This is a genomic window from Agrobacterium bohemicum, from assembly GCF_002896715.1.
Lineage (GTDB): Bacteria > Pseudomonadota > Alphaproteobacteria > Rhizobiales > Rhizobiaceae > Agrobacterium > Agrobacterium bohemicum.
This window is the reverse complement of sequence record NZ_PGEL01000028.1, coordinates 189,964-205,692: the sequence shown is the minus strand read 5'-3', so window position 1 is coordinate 205,692 and position 15,729 is coordinate 189,964. Positions and strand designations below refer to the sequence as shown.

The 15,729-nt window shown below is 58.1% G+C and carries 13 protein-coding genes and 1 pseudogene; 5 read left to right on the top strand and 9 right to left on the bottom strand.

Going from position 1 to position 15,729, the window contains the following annotated elements:
- Positions 1-451: 451 nt before the first annotated feature.
- The 6 genes and pseudogenes from CUC55_RS19655 to CUC55_RS19630 all read right to left on the bottom strand — a co-directional run bounded on the left by CUC55_RS19655 (position 452) and on the right by CUC55_RS19630 (position 6,585).
- Entirely contained in the window at positions 452-1,495 is a 1,044-nt protein-coding gene (locus CUC55_RS19655) for a zinc-dependent alcohol dehydrogenase family protein (protein ID WP_067645180.1), read from the bottom strand.
- Between the two features lie 56 nt (positions 1,496-1,551).
- Entirely contained in the window at positions 1,552-2,610 is a 1,059-nt protein-coding gene (locus CUC55_RS19650) for an ABC transporter ATP-binding protein (protein WP_067645183.1), read from the bottom strand.
- Positions 2,611-2,621: 11 nt separating this feature from the next.
- Positions 2,622-3,404, bottom strand: coding sequence for an ABC transporter permease (locus CUC55_RS19645; protein WP_103088902.1), 783 nt, complete (start codon positions 3,402-3,404; stop codon positions 2,622-2,624).
- Positions 3,401-4,292, bottom strand: a pseudogene (locus CUC55_RS19640) (ABC transporter permease). Before CUC55_RS19640 ends, CUC55_RS19645 begins: the two are co-directional and overlap by 4 nt.
- A 94-nt stretch (positions 4,293-4,386) precedes the next feature.
- On the bottom strand, positions 4,387-5,493 hold the full coding sequence (locus CUC55_RS19635) for an ABC transporter substrate-binding protein (protein ID WP_067645192.1): 1,107 nt from the start codon (positions 5,491-5,493) through the stop codon (positions 4,387-4,389).
- Between the two features lie 207 nt (positions 5,494-5,700).
- Positions 5,701-6,585 carry a MurR/RpiR family transcriptional regulator gene (locus CUC55_RS19630; RefSeq protein ID WP_067645195.1) on the bottom strand — a complete coding sequence of 295 codons (885 nt, stop codon included), beginning with the start codon at positions 6,583-6,585 and terminating at the stop codon, positions 5,701-5,703.
- A gap of 177 nt (positions 6,586-6,762) precedes the next feature.
- On the opposite strand from CUC55_RS19630, the gene CUC55_RS19625 reads away from it, so the two are divergent.
- The 5 genes from CUC55_RS19625 to CUC55_RS19605 all read left to right on the top strand — a co-directional run bounded on the left by CUC55_RS19625 (position 6,763) and on the right by CUC55_RS19605 (position 13,206).
- Positions 6,763-7,524, top strand: coding sequence for an N-formylglutamate amidohydrolase (locus CUC55_RS19625; protein ID WP_103088901.1), 762 nt, complete (start codon positions 6,763-6,765; stop codon positions 7,522-7,524).
- Between the two features lie 192 nt (positions 7,525-7,716).
- Positions 7,717-9,231: an amino acid permease gene (locus CUC55_RS19620; RefSeq protein ID WP_103088900.1), complete on the top strand. Its 1,515-nt coding sequence runs from the start codon at positions 7,717-7,719 to the stop codon at positions 9,229-9,231.
- 56 nt (positions 9,232-9,287) lie between these two features.
- Positions 9,288-10,655 carry a glutamine synthetase family protein gene (locus tag CUC55_RS19615; RefSeq protein WP_103088899.1) on the top strand — a complete coding sequence of 456 codons (1,368 nt, stop codon included), beginning with the start codon at positions 9,288-9,290 and terminating at the stop codon, positions 10,653-10,655.
- A gap of 20 nt (positions 10,656-10,675) precedes the next feature.
- A complete protein-coding gene (locus tag CUC55_RS19610) occupies positions 10,676-12,064 on the top strand; it encodes an aldehyde dehydrogenase family protein (protein WP_103088898.1) in 1,389 nt (462 codons plus the stop codon).
- Positions 12,061-13,206 carry an iron-containing alcohol dehydrogenase gene (locus CUC55_RS19605; RefSeq protein WP_067645206.1) on the top strand — a complete coding sequence of 382 codons (1,146 nt, stop codon included), beginning with the start codon at positions 12,061-12,063 and terminating at the stop codon, positions 13,204-13,206. The genes CUC55_RS19610 and CUC55_RS19605 overlap by 4 nt, the downstream gene beginning before the upstream one ends.
- 761 nt (positions 13,207-13,967) lie before the next feature.
- On the opposite strand, the gene CUC55_RS19600 is transcribed toward CUC55_RS19605, so the two are convergent.
- From CUC55_RS19600 to CUC55_RS19590, 3 genes are all read right to left on the bottom strand, one after another.
- Complete coding sequence (locus CUC55_RS19600; protein ID WP_067645210.1) at positions 13,968-14,309, bottom strand: RidA family protein; 342 nt, start codon at positions 14,307-14,309, stop codon at positions 13,968-13,970.
- Positions 14,310-14,359: 50 nt separating this feature from the next.
- Positions 14,360-14,698, bottom strand: coding sequence for a protein tyrosine phosphatase family protein (locus tag CUC55_RS19595; RefSeq protein WP_067645213.1), 339 nt, complete (start codon positions 14,696-14,698; stop codon positions 14,360-14,362).
- A 123-nt stretch (positions 14,699-14,821) separates the two neighbouring features.
- Positions 14,822-15,661, bottom strand: a complete 840-nt coding sequence (locus tag CUC55_RS19590; protein ID WP_103088897.1) for a DUF4432 family protein — start codon at positions 15,659-15,661, stop codon at positions 14,822-14,824.
- Positions 15,662-15,729 lie beyond the last annotated feature (68 nt).

The following is a 15,729-nucleotide window of genomic DNA, read 5'->3' as shown; positions in this document are numbered from 1 at the left end:
AAGCGCCNGTTTCGTAACGGGAGCCGCAAGCGATGGCCCCTGGGNCATCGGAGTCGGTGCACTGTTCATCGGCCCGCTTGTCTTCTTCTTCCTTGCCCACACGGTACTGTATCTCGGAGCGTGGATTTTTCGAGGCAGGGACGGTGTGGCGTCTTACACTGCGAGCAAGATCAATCGTGTCTCGGCGCTGATGACGATTTTCGCGGTGATGGCGGTGGCTTGAGTGGGTTTTCGGTAACGTCAGTGGGGGTGGTTTACCACCTCTGTCCTGCCGGACATCTCCCCNTCGGGGGGGGGGNAGATCAGCTAGAGGCTGGCACTTCATTCCATCCGCAACGTTCAAGATGACCGGAAGCTAACCAGGAGTCGATCTCCCCACCTGTGGGGGAGATGCCCGGCAGGGCAGAGGGGGGTAAACCACACCCACCAACGCCCACCGTCATTCACTCACCTACTCAAACCGATCAATAATACTAATCCCGCTATCCCTAAACGTGTCCATCGCGGGCAAAGCAATCACCGCATCCGACAACGTAATATGCCGACCAATCAGCTTCTCCGGCGAGAGCTTGCCGGAATTAATCATCGCCAGCATATCGTCATAGCGCCAGGCCTGCATGCCGTGGCTGCCGTAGATTTCCAGCTCGTGCGCAATGACCCGCGCCATCGGTATTTGCGGCATGGAATGATCCGCCAGCATCAGGCCCACCTGCACATGGCGGCCGCGACGGCGCAGGTTGGTGATGGAGTTGCAGCAGGTTTGCGGATGGCCCAGCGCATCGACGGAAACATGGGCGCCGCCGCCGGTGATGTCGCGCACGGCCTGCGCGACGTCCGAGACGTCGCGGCTGTTGATGGTAGCGGTCGCGCCCCGTTCTTTCGCCAGTGCCAGCTTGTCTTCGGCAATGTCGATGGCGACGACCTGTGCGCCAAGTCCCGCGCCGATCATGATGGCCGAGAGGCCAACGCCGCCGCAGCCATGCACCGCCAGCCACTCGCCGCCCTTCAGCCGACCCTGATCGACTACGGCCCGAAACGAGGTGGCGAAGCGGCAGCCGAGGCTTGCGGCTGTATCGAAGCCCATCTCATCGGGCATATGTACGAGGTTCTGGTCGGCGTAATCGATGGCGACATATTCGGCGTAGGAACCCCAATGGGTAAAGCCCGGCTGGAACTGCGTTTCGCAGACCTGTTGGTTGCCGGAGCGGCACTCCTGGCAATGGCCGCAGCCGGAGACGAACGGCACGGTAACGCGATCACCCACCTTGAAGCGCATGACGTTTTTGCCGACGGCGGAAATGACGCCCGCAAATTCATGGCCCGGCACATGCGGCAGGCGGATGTCCGTGTCATGGCCCATCCACCCGTGCCAGTCGCTGCGGCAAAGGCCGGTTGCCTTTACTGCAATCACCACGCCGTCCGGCGTCGGTTCCGGGTCCGGCAGGTTGGCGATGATCGGTGCTTCGCCGAAATGTTCGTAGAATAATGCGCGCATGGTGGATCTCCTGAGATGGCTTTTTCTAGCGCGATCTCCCAGTCAGAAACAGTGCGTCAGTCTGCTACAATCATCAAATCTTCTGATGCAAATTTCAGCGTGATGCGCTCACCGATCGCGGGTGGTGTCTTGCCGGGATCGTTGAACATATCGAAGGACAGCGTCGCGCCGCCGACGTCCATGCGGGTGCGGATGACCGAGCCGAGGAAATGGCTGGAGGTCACGGTACCTGATATCGCGACATCGCCCACATTGGCTTCACCCAGAGAACCGGCCTCGGGACGAAGCGCTACCGTCACCGTTTCGCCATTGGCTTTGTTCAGTGGCTTCTTCAACGAAGCCTGCTGGTCACCGATGCGAATGGTGCTGGTCGCGGCATCCACGACGATGGCATCGATCAGGTTCAACGTACCCACGAAGGATGCTACGAACCGGGTCGCTGGCTTGTTGTAAATCTCGAAGGGCGAGCCGATCTGGTCAGCGCGTCCGGCATTCATCACTACGATGCGGTCGGAAATGGTCAGCGCTTCTTCCTGATCGTGGGTCACGAAAATGGTTGTGATGCCGAGCTTGCGTTGAATGCTGCGGATTTCCTCACGCAGCGACACGCGGATTTTTGCGTCGAGCGCCGAGAGCGGCTCGTCCAGCAGCAGAACCTGTGGCTTGGGGGCCAGCGCTCTCGCCAGCGCCACGCGCTGCTGCTGCCCGCCGGACATCTGATAGGGGTAACGATCCGCCAGATGATCCAGATGGATCAGCGCCAGCATTTCCTTCACACGCGCATCGATTTCTGCCTTGGGCTTGCCCGCGATCTTGAGGCCGAAGGCGACGTTTTCGTAGACATTCATGTTGGGAAACAGCGCGTAGGCCTGAAACACCATGCCGATATTGCGCTGGTTGGGTTTCAGCGTCGTCTGGTCCTTGCCGTTGATGACGATGGACCCTTCGCTCGGCGTCTCGAAACCGGCAATCATGCGCAGAATGGTGGTCTTGCCGCAGCCGGATGGTCCGAGGAAGGATACGAATTCTCCCTGTTCGATCGTCATGTTGAAATCATGAACGACCTGAACCTGACCGAAGGATTTTCTGATGTTCTGAAGTGTCAAAAAGCTCATAAAATAAGTCCTCAGGCCTTGGGAGGCGCGCCTTTTTGATAGCGCGAGACGAGTTGGATAAGGCCTAGGCAGCCCCAGGTGATGCCGAAGGAAATGACGGCAAGGGCGGCAGGCTCATAGGCGCGGTTGGCACCCAGCAATTGCATGTAGGGGCCGAATGCCGGGCGGTTCAACAGCGCCGCCATGGTGAATTCACCGATGACGATGGCAAATGTCAGGAACGCACCCGATAGCACCGCCACCAGCACGTTCGGCAGAATGATGCGGGCGAGAATCGTCGTCCATCCGGCTCCAAGACTCTGTGCCGCTTCCGTCAGGGTGGCGATGTCGATGGTGCGAAGTCCGGTGTCGACGGCGCGGTACATATAGGGCAGGGCCAGTGTCGTGTAACCGAATATCAAAAGCAGGTTGGTGCCGGTCGTCGATCCCGTCAGTGGCAGCCAGCTCGACGTGTTGTAAAGCCTGATATAGCCGAACACGATGACGATGGCCGGAATGACGAGCGGCAAANGCGTGATGAACTCGATGACCGGGCGCAGCGCTGGCAGTTTCAGCCGCACCCAATAGGCCGTCGGCACCACGAGCAGGATGCCGAAAATGATGGTGCAGAGCGCCATCATGATCGAGAAGGTGAACGTCTCCTGAAAGCGCGGATCGCCCAGCACCTTGCCATAGGCATCGAAGGAATACTCGCCGCGCCGCATTTTCAGCGAGAAGTTGGTCATGCCGATCAGGGGCAGGGCGAAATAGAGCAGGCCGAACAGCAGCGCGCCCCAGGCGAAAATCCGCTTCATTTCAGCCACCTTTCGCTGCGCGTGCGCATCCAGATATAGAGCGTGTTGGCAATGCAGGTCACCAGGATCATGCCGAAGGCCAGCGCGTAACCGAGATGGGGATTGCCCAGCACGTCACCACGAATTTGCGCAAACAGCAGAATGGGGACGATGTTGAGCGAGGAGCCCGTCAGCGCAATCGCCGTTGCAACTGCGCCGAAAGCATTGGCAAACAGCAGCGAAAANTGTGCCGAGAATGGAGGGCAGTAGAATGGGGAACGCCACCATGCGCCAATATTGGAAGCCGCTGGCACCCAGAATTTCCGCCGCCTCGCGCCACTCGCGCTTCAAGCCATCCAGCGCAGGCGTAATGATGAGGATCATCAGCGGTATCTGGAAAANCAGATAGGTAACGGTCAGGCCCCAGAACGACAGGATGTTGAAGCCCAGCAGGCGCAGATCAAGGCCAAGCTGGGTCTTTAGAAACACGGTGACGAGGCCAACCGGCCCAAGTGTGGCGATGAAAGCAAAGGCTAGCGGCACGCCTGCAAATTGGGAGGCGACCCCGGAAAAGGTCAGAAGCGGCGCGCGTATTTTCTGCGGCAAACCGCCCAGCACCACAGCGGTCGCGACGCCAAAGCCGATCAGACAGCCGAGTGCGGCCGAGGCGACGCTGATCTTGATGGAAATCCAGTAGGCGGAAAGAATGGATGCGGTAAAAAGGCCTGCGAGATTTTCAAGTGTAAAGCTGCCCTCAGGCGTCTGAAATGCGCCAAGGACGATCTTCATCGTCGGCATGATCAAAAAANGCAGAATAAAAATGGCAAATGGCAGAACGCCCAGCCACTCCAGCTTCAGACGTCGCCCGGCTGCTGGTCGCGGTGACGCACCACTGATGTTTGACGACATATGATGTTCCCAAACGCCGCGATCATCGCGGTCTTCTATTTTATAAAACCAGCCGCCCCAGCCTTCGAAAAGATCGGGGCGGCTGTTTCGTTCGTTACTTCACGTTTGCGCCGACAACCTTGTCCCAGCCGCCGGTGACGGCAGCCTTGTTGGCGTCAACGTCTTCCAGCGTCGGGAAAATGGCCTTTTCATAGGCTGCTGGTGGCGGCAGGGCATCCAGAAGATCCTTNGGAATCTTGTTGGCTTTGGCCAGCGCATTGAAGCGGATCGGGTGGCAGAAGCCCTTCAACCAGCCAAGCTGACCGTCGTCGGAGTAAAGGTGCTCCATCCAGAGCTTGGCAGCGTTTGGATGCGGTGCGTAGGCGGAGATGCCCTGCACGTAAACGCCAGCCAGAACGCCGGAGGATGGCACAACGACTTCTGTCGGCGGGTTGCCGTTCAAAGTCTTTGCCCATGACAGCGCGTTATAGTCCCATGCAACGACGATCGGTGTCGCGCCCTGTGCCACGGTGCCGGCCTTGCCGATGACAGGCAGGAAGTTGCCAGCCTTGTTCAGCTCGCCGAAATACTTCAAACCGGCTTCGCCAGCTGCCTTGCCGTCCTTTGCACCGCTGGCGAGACCAGCCGCGAGAACACCGAGAATGGCCTGGTTGGAGGCGCGTGGGTCACCAGCAAGAGCGACCTGACCGGAATATTCCGGCTTCAGCAGATCGGCCCAATCCTTCGGCGTGTTGGTAACGAGGTCCTTGTTCACGAACAGAGACATGACGCCATAATAATCGCCGTACCAGTAGCCTTCGGCATCCTTCACATTGTCAGGAATTTCGTCCCATGTGGAAACCTTGTAAGGCTGGAGAAGACCTTCCTTCTTGGCCTGTGGGCCGAATGCCAGGCCAACGTCGATCACGTCAGGAGCCTGTGGGCCCTTGTTGTCCTTGTTGGCCTTGATGGCCTCGACTTCGTCGGCAGAACCAGCGTCCGGGTTCAGTTCATTGACCTTGATATCAGGATACTTGGCCTTGAAGGAGGCGATGACGTCGCCGTAACCGCACCAGTCGTGGGGCAGGGCGATGGTCGTCAGCATGCCTTCCTTCTTGGCGGCTGCGATGAGTTCTGCGCTTGGCGCGGCAGCGGCAATCGCAGTGGATGCGATGACCATTGCGGTGGTAAGCGATAGCAGTCGGCGGCTATGCGAGATCACGGTTGTTCTCCTCTGTGTGTCTCATGCGTCGGACGACGCTGATACGTGGGTTGCATGAACGTTATGTGACGTGTTGTGCGGCGGTCTCCCGCCCCATCATGGTCCCTGCCGTTTTCTTGCCATCATTACGCCCGTTCGTCGCCATGATATTTGAGAAACGACATAAAAAATTCGTGTTGCGCCATTTCGTCGTTGATAGCGCTTTGTTCAGCTCTCCTCTTTCCCGGGCTTTCGAAAAAGGCGGGTCTGCTCGAACAGGCCTTCCAGCGAATTCATCCGCTTGCGGGTCTCGTCCCAGCCATTGTTCTGCACGGCCTCGATCAGTGCTTCCACGACGAATAGCGTCACCACCGAACTGTCCCAAGCCGACGGGGCCTCGATCCTGACCCGAAACGTATGTTCGGCAAAGCGCGAAACCGGCGATGTCCACTGGTCGGTGAAGAGAAGAATGCGAACATTGTTGTCGTGCGCCACCTGCGCCAGCGTCACCATGTCCTGCTCGTAACGGCGGATGTCGAAGATCACCAGCACGTCACCGGCATTCATGTTCAGCATGAATTGCGGCCATGAGCTGGAGTTGGAGGACATCAGCGACGTCTTGGGGCGGATGACCTGCATGTGCGTGAAGAAGTATTCGGCAATCGCCCCGGTAATGCGCCCACCGACGAAGTATATGCTGCGCTTTCTATCCGCCAGAAGGGTTGCTGCATGATCAAACGATGCCGTATCGAGATCGCTCAGCGTATCGCGCAGGTTCCCGGTGATGGCATCGGCAAAGCGATTGAGGATGTGAAGTCCCGGCGCGTTGCTGGCCCATCGGTCATGCTTGGCAATCGGGTTGGAAATCGTGGCTTCCAGTTCTTGGTGCAACCTTGCCTGAAAATCGGGATAACCCTTGAAACCCAGCTTCTGCACCATTCGCGCAACTGTCGGTGTCGAGACGCCGGCATTTTCCGCAACGATGGTGATGCTACCCAACCCGGAGACCGGGTAATTACCGAGAAGACTTTCCGCAAGGCGCTTTTCGGCACGCGTCAGGGTCTCGTAATGAGCCTGGATAACGTCCGAAACGGTCGCGGCCGAACTGTGCAAATTTTTCCCCTAGCCGAGCTTTTCGCCGGTCTGTTGGCGCTGATTAAGATACGGCGAGGAAAAGGAGTCAATCAAAAAANTGAAGAGAAAATTTCAAAANCCATTTGACACTTTGGCGTGTGTGAAGAATTCTTTNCTAACTGTCGGGGGACAGGTATGTTGATAGCGGGGTACACCATGACGGTGCAAAGGCAGTTTTTCACAAGCGACGAGGCTGCGCCCGTTGTCGTGGAAAACCCGCTCGGGAAGGGCAGGGTGCTGCTGGTTTGCGAACACGCCTCACACACGTTGCCCGCCAGCTTCGGTACCCTTGGCCTCAGCGACGACGTTCTGGAAAGCCATATCGCCTGGGACCCCGGTGCTCTCGCCGTCGCCCGCCTCTTGTCTGCAAGTCTCGACGCTACCGTCATCTACCAGAACTATTCCCGGCTGATTTATGATTGCAATCGCCCGCCGGAATCGCCTTCCGCCATGCCTGCCACCAGCGAAATATACGACATTCCCGGCAATGCGAATTTGAGTGAAGCAGAGCGTTTTGCCCGCACCGCAGCGCTCTACATTCCGTTTCACGACCGCATCAGCGATCTCGTTGCTGCCCGTGACAGCGTCGTTCTGGTAACGATGCATAGCTTTACGCCGGTCTATCACGGCAAGCGCCGCGATGTGGAAATCGGTCTTCTGCATGATGTCGATGCGCGGCTGGTCGACGCGATGCTGGACCATGTGGAGAGCGAAAACTTTCAGGTGGAACGTAACCAACCTTACGGCCCGGAAGATGGCGTCACGCACACGCTGCGTCTCCACGCGCTGCCGAACGGGCTTTTGAACGTCATGATCGAGGTCAGAAATGACCTGATCCAGAATGAGGAGGGGCAGAGGGCTGCTGCCGATTTTTNGAGTGAACTTTTGATAAAGGCAATCGCCACTCACAGCCCATGAATTCGCTTTGGCGGGAATTGCCCCGCCGGGCAAGAATGCCGTTGCATATCCAAAGAAGGCCAAACAGGTCCGGGTGCAACGTGGGAACAGCAGATGTGCATGGCGTGGCTGGATTTNACCACCGCGCTGAGACTGGGNCAAAATCGGCCATTCTGGCTGACAGCCTGTTTTTCTTGATCAGGAGAGAACGGCATGGACAATTCATCATCAGNCGTCAGCTATAAGAAAGCTGACGCATCCTACTTCGAAAAANGAGGGCTCTCGCGTTACGCAGGCGTCTGGTCGCTCTGGGCGCTGGGCGTGGGCGCGGTCATTTCAGGTCATTTTTCCGGCTGGAATTTTGGCTTTGCCACCGGCGGCTGGGGCGGCATGCTGGTTGCGGGCATGATTATTGCCGTCATGTATCTGGGGCTGACATTCTCCATCGCGGAAATGAGCCCGGCACTGCCACATACGGGCGCTGCCTATTCCTTCGCCCGCACGGCCATGGGGCCATGGGGCGGCTTCATCACCGGTCTCTGCGAGAACGTTGAATACGTCCTCACCCCCGCCGTCATCGTCACTTTTATCACGGCCTATGTGAACTCCATTCTGGGGCTCGATCCGGTCTATTCACCGCTCCTGTGGGTGCTGTTCTACGTCATCTTCCTGGCACTCAACGTCTTCGGACTTGAACTATCCTTCAAGGTAACGCTGGTCATCACGCTGATTTCGCTCGCTGTTCTCGTCTTCTTCTGGATCAGCGCCATCCCCAACATGGACTTCTCCCGCTGGGCGCTGAACATCGGCGTCGGTCCGGATGGTGCAGCCGTCGAGCTGCCTGAAGGCAATGGCTCGTTCTTCCCCTTCGGCTTCTCCGGCGTTCTCGCCACACTGCCCTTTGCAGTCTGGCTGTTCCTCGCTATCGAACAGTTGCCATTGGCTGCCGAAGAATCGGTTGATCCCAAGCGCGATATGCCCAAGGGCATCATTCTCGGCATCATCACGCTGATGATTTCCGCCTTCATGATCGTGCTGCTCAACCCCTCACTACCCGGCATCGGCGCCTTCCATCTCGGTTCCTCACTGGAGCCGCTGCTGGATGGTTTCAAGGCCGTCTATGGTGATGGTGGCGTGGTTCTCCTGGGCTTCGTGGCTCTCACAGGCCTCATCGCCAGCTTCCACACCATCCTTTATGCGCAGGGCCGTCAGATCTATTCGCTGTCGCGGGCTGGCTATTTCCCGACGGCGCTGTCCGTCACCCACCCCAAGTTCAAGACACCGCATGTCGCGATGTTGACGGGTGCCATCGTAGGCCTCGCCGTGATGATGACCATCTGGTTTGCACTGGGTGCGACCGAAGGCGGCAGCATCATCGGCAGCGTTCTGCTCAACATGGCCGTATTCGGCGCAATGTTCTCCTACATCATGCAGGCCATTTCCTTCATCATGCTGCGCCGTAACCTGCCGGATATCGAACGTCCCTTCCGTTCGCCGCTCGGTATTCCCGGTGCAGTGCTGACCATCATCATCGCTGTCATCACCTTGCTCTATCAGGTGCAGGATCCGAACTTCACCAAGGGCGTCATTTGGGTGGCGTTGTGGTTTGCCATCGCTATAGCCTATTTCGCGCTTGTCGGCCGTCACCGCCTCATCCTGTCGCCGGAAGAGGAATTCGCGCTGGAGCACAAGCAGGCTGCAGTCAATGCGGCGGCTTCGAAGGCTTGAACCAACTCCAAAGGGCGACCGGCAACGGTCGCCCCATTGAATCAAAGGGAAACATCATGACGACCTACACATTCGACGCGCTTAAAAAAGATGTCGCTGAAGGGCGCATAGACACGGTTCTGGCATGCCTCGTGGATATGCAGGGTCGTCTGATGGGCAAACGCTTCCAGGCGGAATTTTTCGTCGAAAGCGCCTATGAGGAAACGCATAGCTGCAATTACCTGCTGGCCACNGATATGGAGATGGAAACCGTTCCCGGTTACAAATCCACCAGCTGGGAAAAAGGTTATGGCGATTATACGCTGAAGCCCGACCTCTCGACGTTGCACCGCGTGCCGTGGCTGGAAGGCACGGCGCTCGTTCTGTGCGATGCCTATGACCACCACACGCACGCCGAAGTCGCCCACTCGCCGCGCGCATTGCTCAAGAAGCAGGTCGCACGTCTGGAGGCCATGGGCCTGAAAGCCTTCATGGCCAGCGAGCTGGAATTCTTCCTGTTCGACCAGAGTTTCGAGGCCGCCCGCGCCAGCGGCTACCGCGATCTCAATCTGGTCAGCCCCTATAATGAGGACTACCACATCTTCCAGACCACCAAGGAAGAAGAGGTGATGCGAGCCATCAGAAACAATCTGCAAGCCGCTGGCATTCCTATTGAAAATAGCAAGGGCGAAGCGTCTGCTGGCCAGGTGGAACTGAACGTGCGCTACGCCGATGCGCTTACCATGNCGGACCGTCACGCCATCATCAAAANCGCCTGCAAGGAAATCGCCTGGTCCAAGGGCAAGGCCGTCACTTTCCTTGCCAAGTGGAACTACGATGCCGCAGGCAGCTCTTCGCACATCCACCAGTCGCTGTGGAGCCTGGATGGCAAGACTCCAATGTTTCTCGACAAGAACGGTGAACACGGCATGTCCGAGATGATGCGCCATTACGTGGCCGGTCTTCTGGCCCATGCCAGCGAAGTCACCTATTTTCTGGCGCCTTACATCAACTCCTACAAGCGCTTCATGGCTGGCACATTCGCGCCAACCAAGGCCATCTGGAGCACGGATAACCGCACGGCGGGCTATCGCCTGTGCGGTGCAGATAGCAAGGGCATCCGCATCGAGTGCCGCGTGGGCGGGTCGGATATCAATCCGCATCTTGCCATGGCGGCCTTGCTTGCGGCAGGCATTGACGGCATTGAAAATAAGCTGGAACTTGAGCCGCAGTTTGAAGGTGACGCCTATGGCGGCAAGGACATTCGCGAAGTCCCCAAAACGCTTCGCGATGCGACCGACCACCTCAACGGCTCGAAGATGCTGCGCGGCGCTTTCGGTGACGATGTGATCGATCACTATGTTCGCGCCGCAAAGTGGGAGCAGGAAGAATACGACCGCCGCGTTACCGACTGGGAAGTCGCGCGCGGGTTCGAACGGGCATAACAAATCATAGGAAANCCATCATGGTCATGATCCAGAATATCTCGCCGATCGACGGTTCGGTCTATGCCGAGCGCGAGNCGATGTCGCTGGATGCGGCGCGGACCGCCGTATTGAAAGTGCGCGCTGCGCAAAAATCCTGGGCGCGTCGCCCGTTGGAAGATCGTGTTCAACTGGTGCTGAAAGGCGTGGCTCGCCTCAACGAAATGGTGGGCGAAGTCGTGCCGGAGCTGGCCCACATGATGGGTCGCCCGGTTCGCTATGGCGGTGAGTTCAAGGGCTTCAACGAACGCTCGAATTACGTCGCAGCGATTGCAGCTGACGCATTGGCACCGCTTGTCATCGAGGAAAGCGGCGATTTCGAACGCCGCATCGAGCGCGAAGCGCATGGCGTCGTCTTCGTCATCGCGCCGTGGAACTACCCTTACATGACGGCCATCAACACCATTGCGCCTGCCTTGATGGCGGGCAACACTGTTGTCATCAAACACGCCGCGCAGACGCTGCTGGTGGGTGAGCGCATGGTGCGGGCCTTCGTGGAGGCGGGCGTGCCGGAGGATGTCTTCATCAACCTTTTCCTCGATCACCAGACCACGTCGGCGTTGATTGCCGAAAGCCTGTTCAACTTCGTCAACTTCACCGGCTCTGTCGAAGGCGGTCGCGCCATCGAACGCGCTGCCGCTGGCACCTTCACCGGCCTCGGTCTGGAACTTGGTGGCAAGGACCCCGGCTACGTCATGGAAGATGCCGATCTGGATGCGGCGGTCGATACGCTGATGGACGGTGCGACCTTCAATTCCGGCCAATGCTGCTGCGGCATCGAGCGCGTCTATGTCAACGAATCGCTGTTCGATGCCTTCGTTGAAAAGTCTGTGGCGTGGGTGTCCAACTACAAGCTTGGCAACCCGCTGGAGCAGGAAACGACGCTGGGGCCGATGGCCAACAAGCGTTTCGCCAAAGTGGTGCGCCAGCAGGTGGCCGATGCGGTTGCCAAAGGTGCGAAAGCACTTGTTGATCCCAAGCTGTTTGCCGCCGATGATGGCGAAAGCGCCTATGTCGCGCCGCAAATCCTCATCGATGTCGACCATTCCATGGAATTCATGACCGAGGAAACCTTCGGCCCTGCTGTCGGCATCATGAAGGTCAAGAACGACGACGAAGCCATCGCGCTGATGAACGACAGCAAATATGGCCTCACCGCATCGTTGTGGACGCAGGATGCTGACAGGGCAGGGCACATCGGTCGCGAGATCGAAACCGGCACCGTCTTCATGAACCGCGCCGATTATCTCGATCCTGCTTTGTGCTGGACCGGCGTCAAGGATACCGGTCGCGGCGGCTCGCTGTCGGTCATCGGTTTCCAGAACCTGACCCGTCCAAAATCCTACCATCTGAAGAAAGTCACGAAATGAACATCGTCGCAAACTGGAGCTACCCGACCCCGATCAAGATGGGACGCGGCCGGATCAAGGAATTGGCGGACGCCTGCAAGACGCTCGGCATCAAAAAGCCGCTGCTCGTCACCGACAGAGGCCTCGCCAGCATGGCGATCACGGCCCATGCGCTGGATATTCTGGAAGAGGCAGGCCTTGGCCGCGCTATCTTCTCCGAGGTGGACCCGAACCCNAACGAGATCAATCTCGAAGCGGGCGTCAAAGCCTTCAAGGATGGTGGACATGACGGCGTAGTCGCCTTCGGCGGTGGCTCCGGTCTCGATCTCGGCAAGGCCGTCGCCTTCATGGCAGGCCAGACGCGGCCCGTCTGGGATTTCGAGGATATCGGCGACTGGTGGACCCGCGCCAATTCTGAAGGCATCGCTCCCATCGTCGCGGTGCCGACTACGGCAGGCACCGGCTCGGAAGTCGGTCGCGCCAGCGTCATCACCAACTCGCAGACCCATGTGAAGAAGATCATCTTCCACCCGAAATTCTTGCCCGGCGTCGTCATCTGCGATCCGGAACTCACCGTCGGCATGCCCAAGGCCATCACCGTCGGCACCGGCATGGATGCCTTTGCCCATTGCTTGGAGGCTTATTCCTCGCCTTTCTATCACCCGATGAGTGCCGGTATCGCGCTCGAAGGCCTGCGGCTGGTGAAAGAGTTTCTGCCCCGCGCTTATAAAGACGGCACGGATATCGAGGCCCGCTCCAACATGATGGCCGCCGCCGCCATGGGTGCGGTTGCGTTCCAGAAGGGGCTGGGTGCCATCCATTCCCTGTCGCACCCCATCGGCGCGGTCTATAACACCCACCACGGCATGACCAACGCCGTCGTCATGCCCGCCGTTCTGCGCTTCAACCGCCCGGCCATCGAAGACAAAATTGCGCGCGCTGCGGCCTATCTTGGCATCGAAGGCGGGTTTGATGGCTTCTATGATTACGTGCTGGAGCTTCGCAAAGAACTCGGCGTGCCTGAAAGCCTAACGGCTATGGGCATCAAGCCTGACCGGGTGGATGAACTTGTAGCAGAGGCCATCAAGGACCCAAGCTGCGGCGGTAATCCTGTCGAGTTGACGGCTGAGAATACGCGGGCGCTGTTTCTGGAGTGCTTTTGATTTTGGCTGATGATGGAGGGTGGGGCTTACCCCCNTCTGTCCTGCCGGACATCTCCCCCTCAAGGGGGNAGATTGGATGGCCGAGCCACTTTACTTCAATCTCAACGTCGAAGATGTGCGAGAGGTCGCCACGAGTCGATCTCCCCACATGAGGGGNAGATGCCCGGCAGGGCAGAGGGGTGTAAACCACACCCACAAACCTCCACTTCCCCCACCCTAAAAAAATAAAAAAGTTTTCTCCACGGCCATCAACCCCATGCCTACAATCCCCACACCTTCGCGGCTGGAGTGTTTCGCGAGACACTGTCGGGGCAGGCGGAGGGTGGTGATTGGCCGTAGACGTGCGGGTGGTCATCAAAGGCGATGTCCTGTGGGCCTGCCTGCTTCACGGTCCGAAATTCCATAAACGGTTTTCGGTCAGTGGAGGAGGCGAGGTTCACAGGAAGACGACCAAAGCCGGCCCGGTTTGTTCAAGGTCCGGTCTGGCTGATTGAAAGACTGGAGGCCACGCAAATGCGGAGCCCAACACAAACACCATACCAGAGACATTTCCGCATTTGCGTGTGTTCTCACGGGGTAATGACGAAGCAAACCACGGGCGGATGACGTCGCGTGAACGGCGAAGCGTGCCGGGGTTTTTGACACGGCTGGGCTGGGACTTCGCAGGTTTTGCGATCCTTAGAGGGCGTTGCACGACACATGAATCGAACAACAAAAAANGCCGGCCCCAAGGACCGGCTTTTTCCAAGAAATCAAACCACTTAGATCGCAGCTGTCACGATGAACTCAACCTTGTAGTCCGGCGTAGCAAGCGCTGCTTCGCTGGTGGCGCGGGCTGGTGGGTTTGCCGGGTCGATCCAGCCTTCCCAGACGGCGTTCATTTCGCCAAAGGTGGACATGTCGGAAATGTAGATGATGGTCTGTAGGATCTTCGACTTGTCGGAACCGGCAAGAGCCAGCAGGCGGTCGACTTCGGCGAGAGCGGACTTGCTCTGTTCGGTCACGGATGTGCCTTCACCCACCTGACCGGCGAGGTAGACGGTGTTACCGTGAACGACTGCGCCGCTCATGCGCTTGCCGGGTTCGATACGCTTGATGCTCATGCTGAAAACTCCTGTTGGTATTTCGGGTAGAATTAACGGCTACGGTGAAATCAGCCGCGGATGTGATGGGTCTTTTCGTAGATGGCTGTGGAGCGCGCGCCGGAACGGCAGAAGCCGAGCATCGGACGCTGAAGTTCATCCAAAGCATCGACCATGCCCGTCACCGCATCGGCATCCACGCCGAATCGACCGACAGGTACATGCGCGACGGCGATGCCCAATGCCTCTGCGCGTTCGGCAATATCTGCAAACAGCGGCTGGCCTTCTTCTTCATCATCCGGGCGATGGCAAACGATGGATTTGAAACCCAGCGCCTTGACCTCATCGAGGTCGGCAACGCTGATCTGGCCGCTTACGGAATATTCATCGTCAATACGCCTGATATCCATTTTCTCGTCCTCCGGTAACCGTGGCAGCCCGGCACAAATTGCTGTGCCATCCTAAATTTCGCACCCGGTTTAAGGGGTTAAAGAGGGTGCGTCAATGATAAGCCATTCCAATTGCGGGCCTGTTCAGAGAATAGAAAAGCGCAGGCCGTATGTCCTGTTCTCACCCGGATTCAGCATGTGAAACTCACCTGCCGCCTCAAGTTCGGAGCGGCTGACCCAGCGGTGCGATACCGGCTCTATGCCCATGACATGTGCCGGTGCCTGCTGGTTTCGCCACATCTGCAAATAGGGAAGCGTATCCGTGCGGAAGCTGACTTTGAGCGTTCGCCCGCCAATGGTTGCGATTGGCCCCAGCATTATGGTGGCCCAGCCGTCGCCGTCATCTCCCGCTGGCACGCAGAAGACGCCGCCCGGGTCCTCGCCAAAACGCCAGCCAAATCCACCGCCCTCAAACATCGCGCCTTGAAGCTTCACCGCATCGTCGAACAGCCTTGCGCCGACATTCATGTGGTACATGTGGAAGACGGGACGCGTGGCGGCGCTGGTGTTGGTTACGCGGTCGTTGAGGCTGACTTCGCCGGTTTCGCCATCGATGGCCCACTCTCTTTCCAGAAGGGCAGTGCCGCCATCGGCCAGGACCAGCGGAACCCTTGCCCCGGCATTCGCATTACCACCTTCAGTAGACCAATGCGTTATCTCGACGGGNTGAGAGGAAAATGAACCATGCAAAGGATATTTTCTTCCATCCGCGTCACCTTCAATGGCTTCAGGGTGGCGAATATGGTCAGGGCCACAGGTAAACAGAAAGCCTTCTAGCGAATGATCAATACGAGGATCGCCATCATCAGGGATGGCACGCCCNGGAGCAATATCGATACCATCGACCACGCAGGCGCCGATATCGAAAAGGGATGTTTCATCAAGAAAGATTGCGGGAGATTTTCCGGCTTTCAGCGCTCGCATTTTCGCTCCTTCACTGACATGTTGACGTCGCAATCACGCAAANGCTATCGCAACGACGGGAAATTAAG

Bases quoted from the DNA above. Each gene is read 5' to 3' on its own strand.
- CUC55_RS19650 (WP_067645183.1), bottom strand. From the start codon at position 2,610: ATGAGCTTTTTGACACTTCAGAACATCAGAAAATCCTTCGGTCAGGTT.
- CUC55_RS19595 (WP_067645213.1), bottom strand. From the start codon at position 14,698: ATGGATATCAGGCGTATTGACGATGAATATTCCGTAAGCGGCCAGATC.
- CUC55_RS19655 (WP_067645180.1), bottom strand. From the start codon at position 1,495: ATGCGCGCATTATTCTACGAACATTTCGGCGAAGCACCGATCATCGCC.
- CUC55_RS19600 (WP_067645210.1), bottom strand. From the start codon at position 14,309: ATGAGCATCAAGCGTATCGAACCCGGCAAGCGCATGAGCGGCGCAGTC.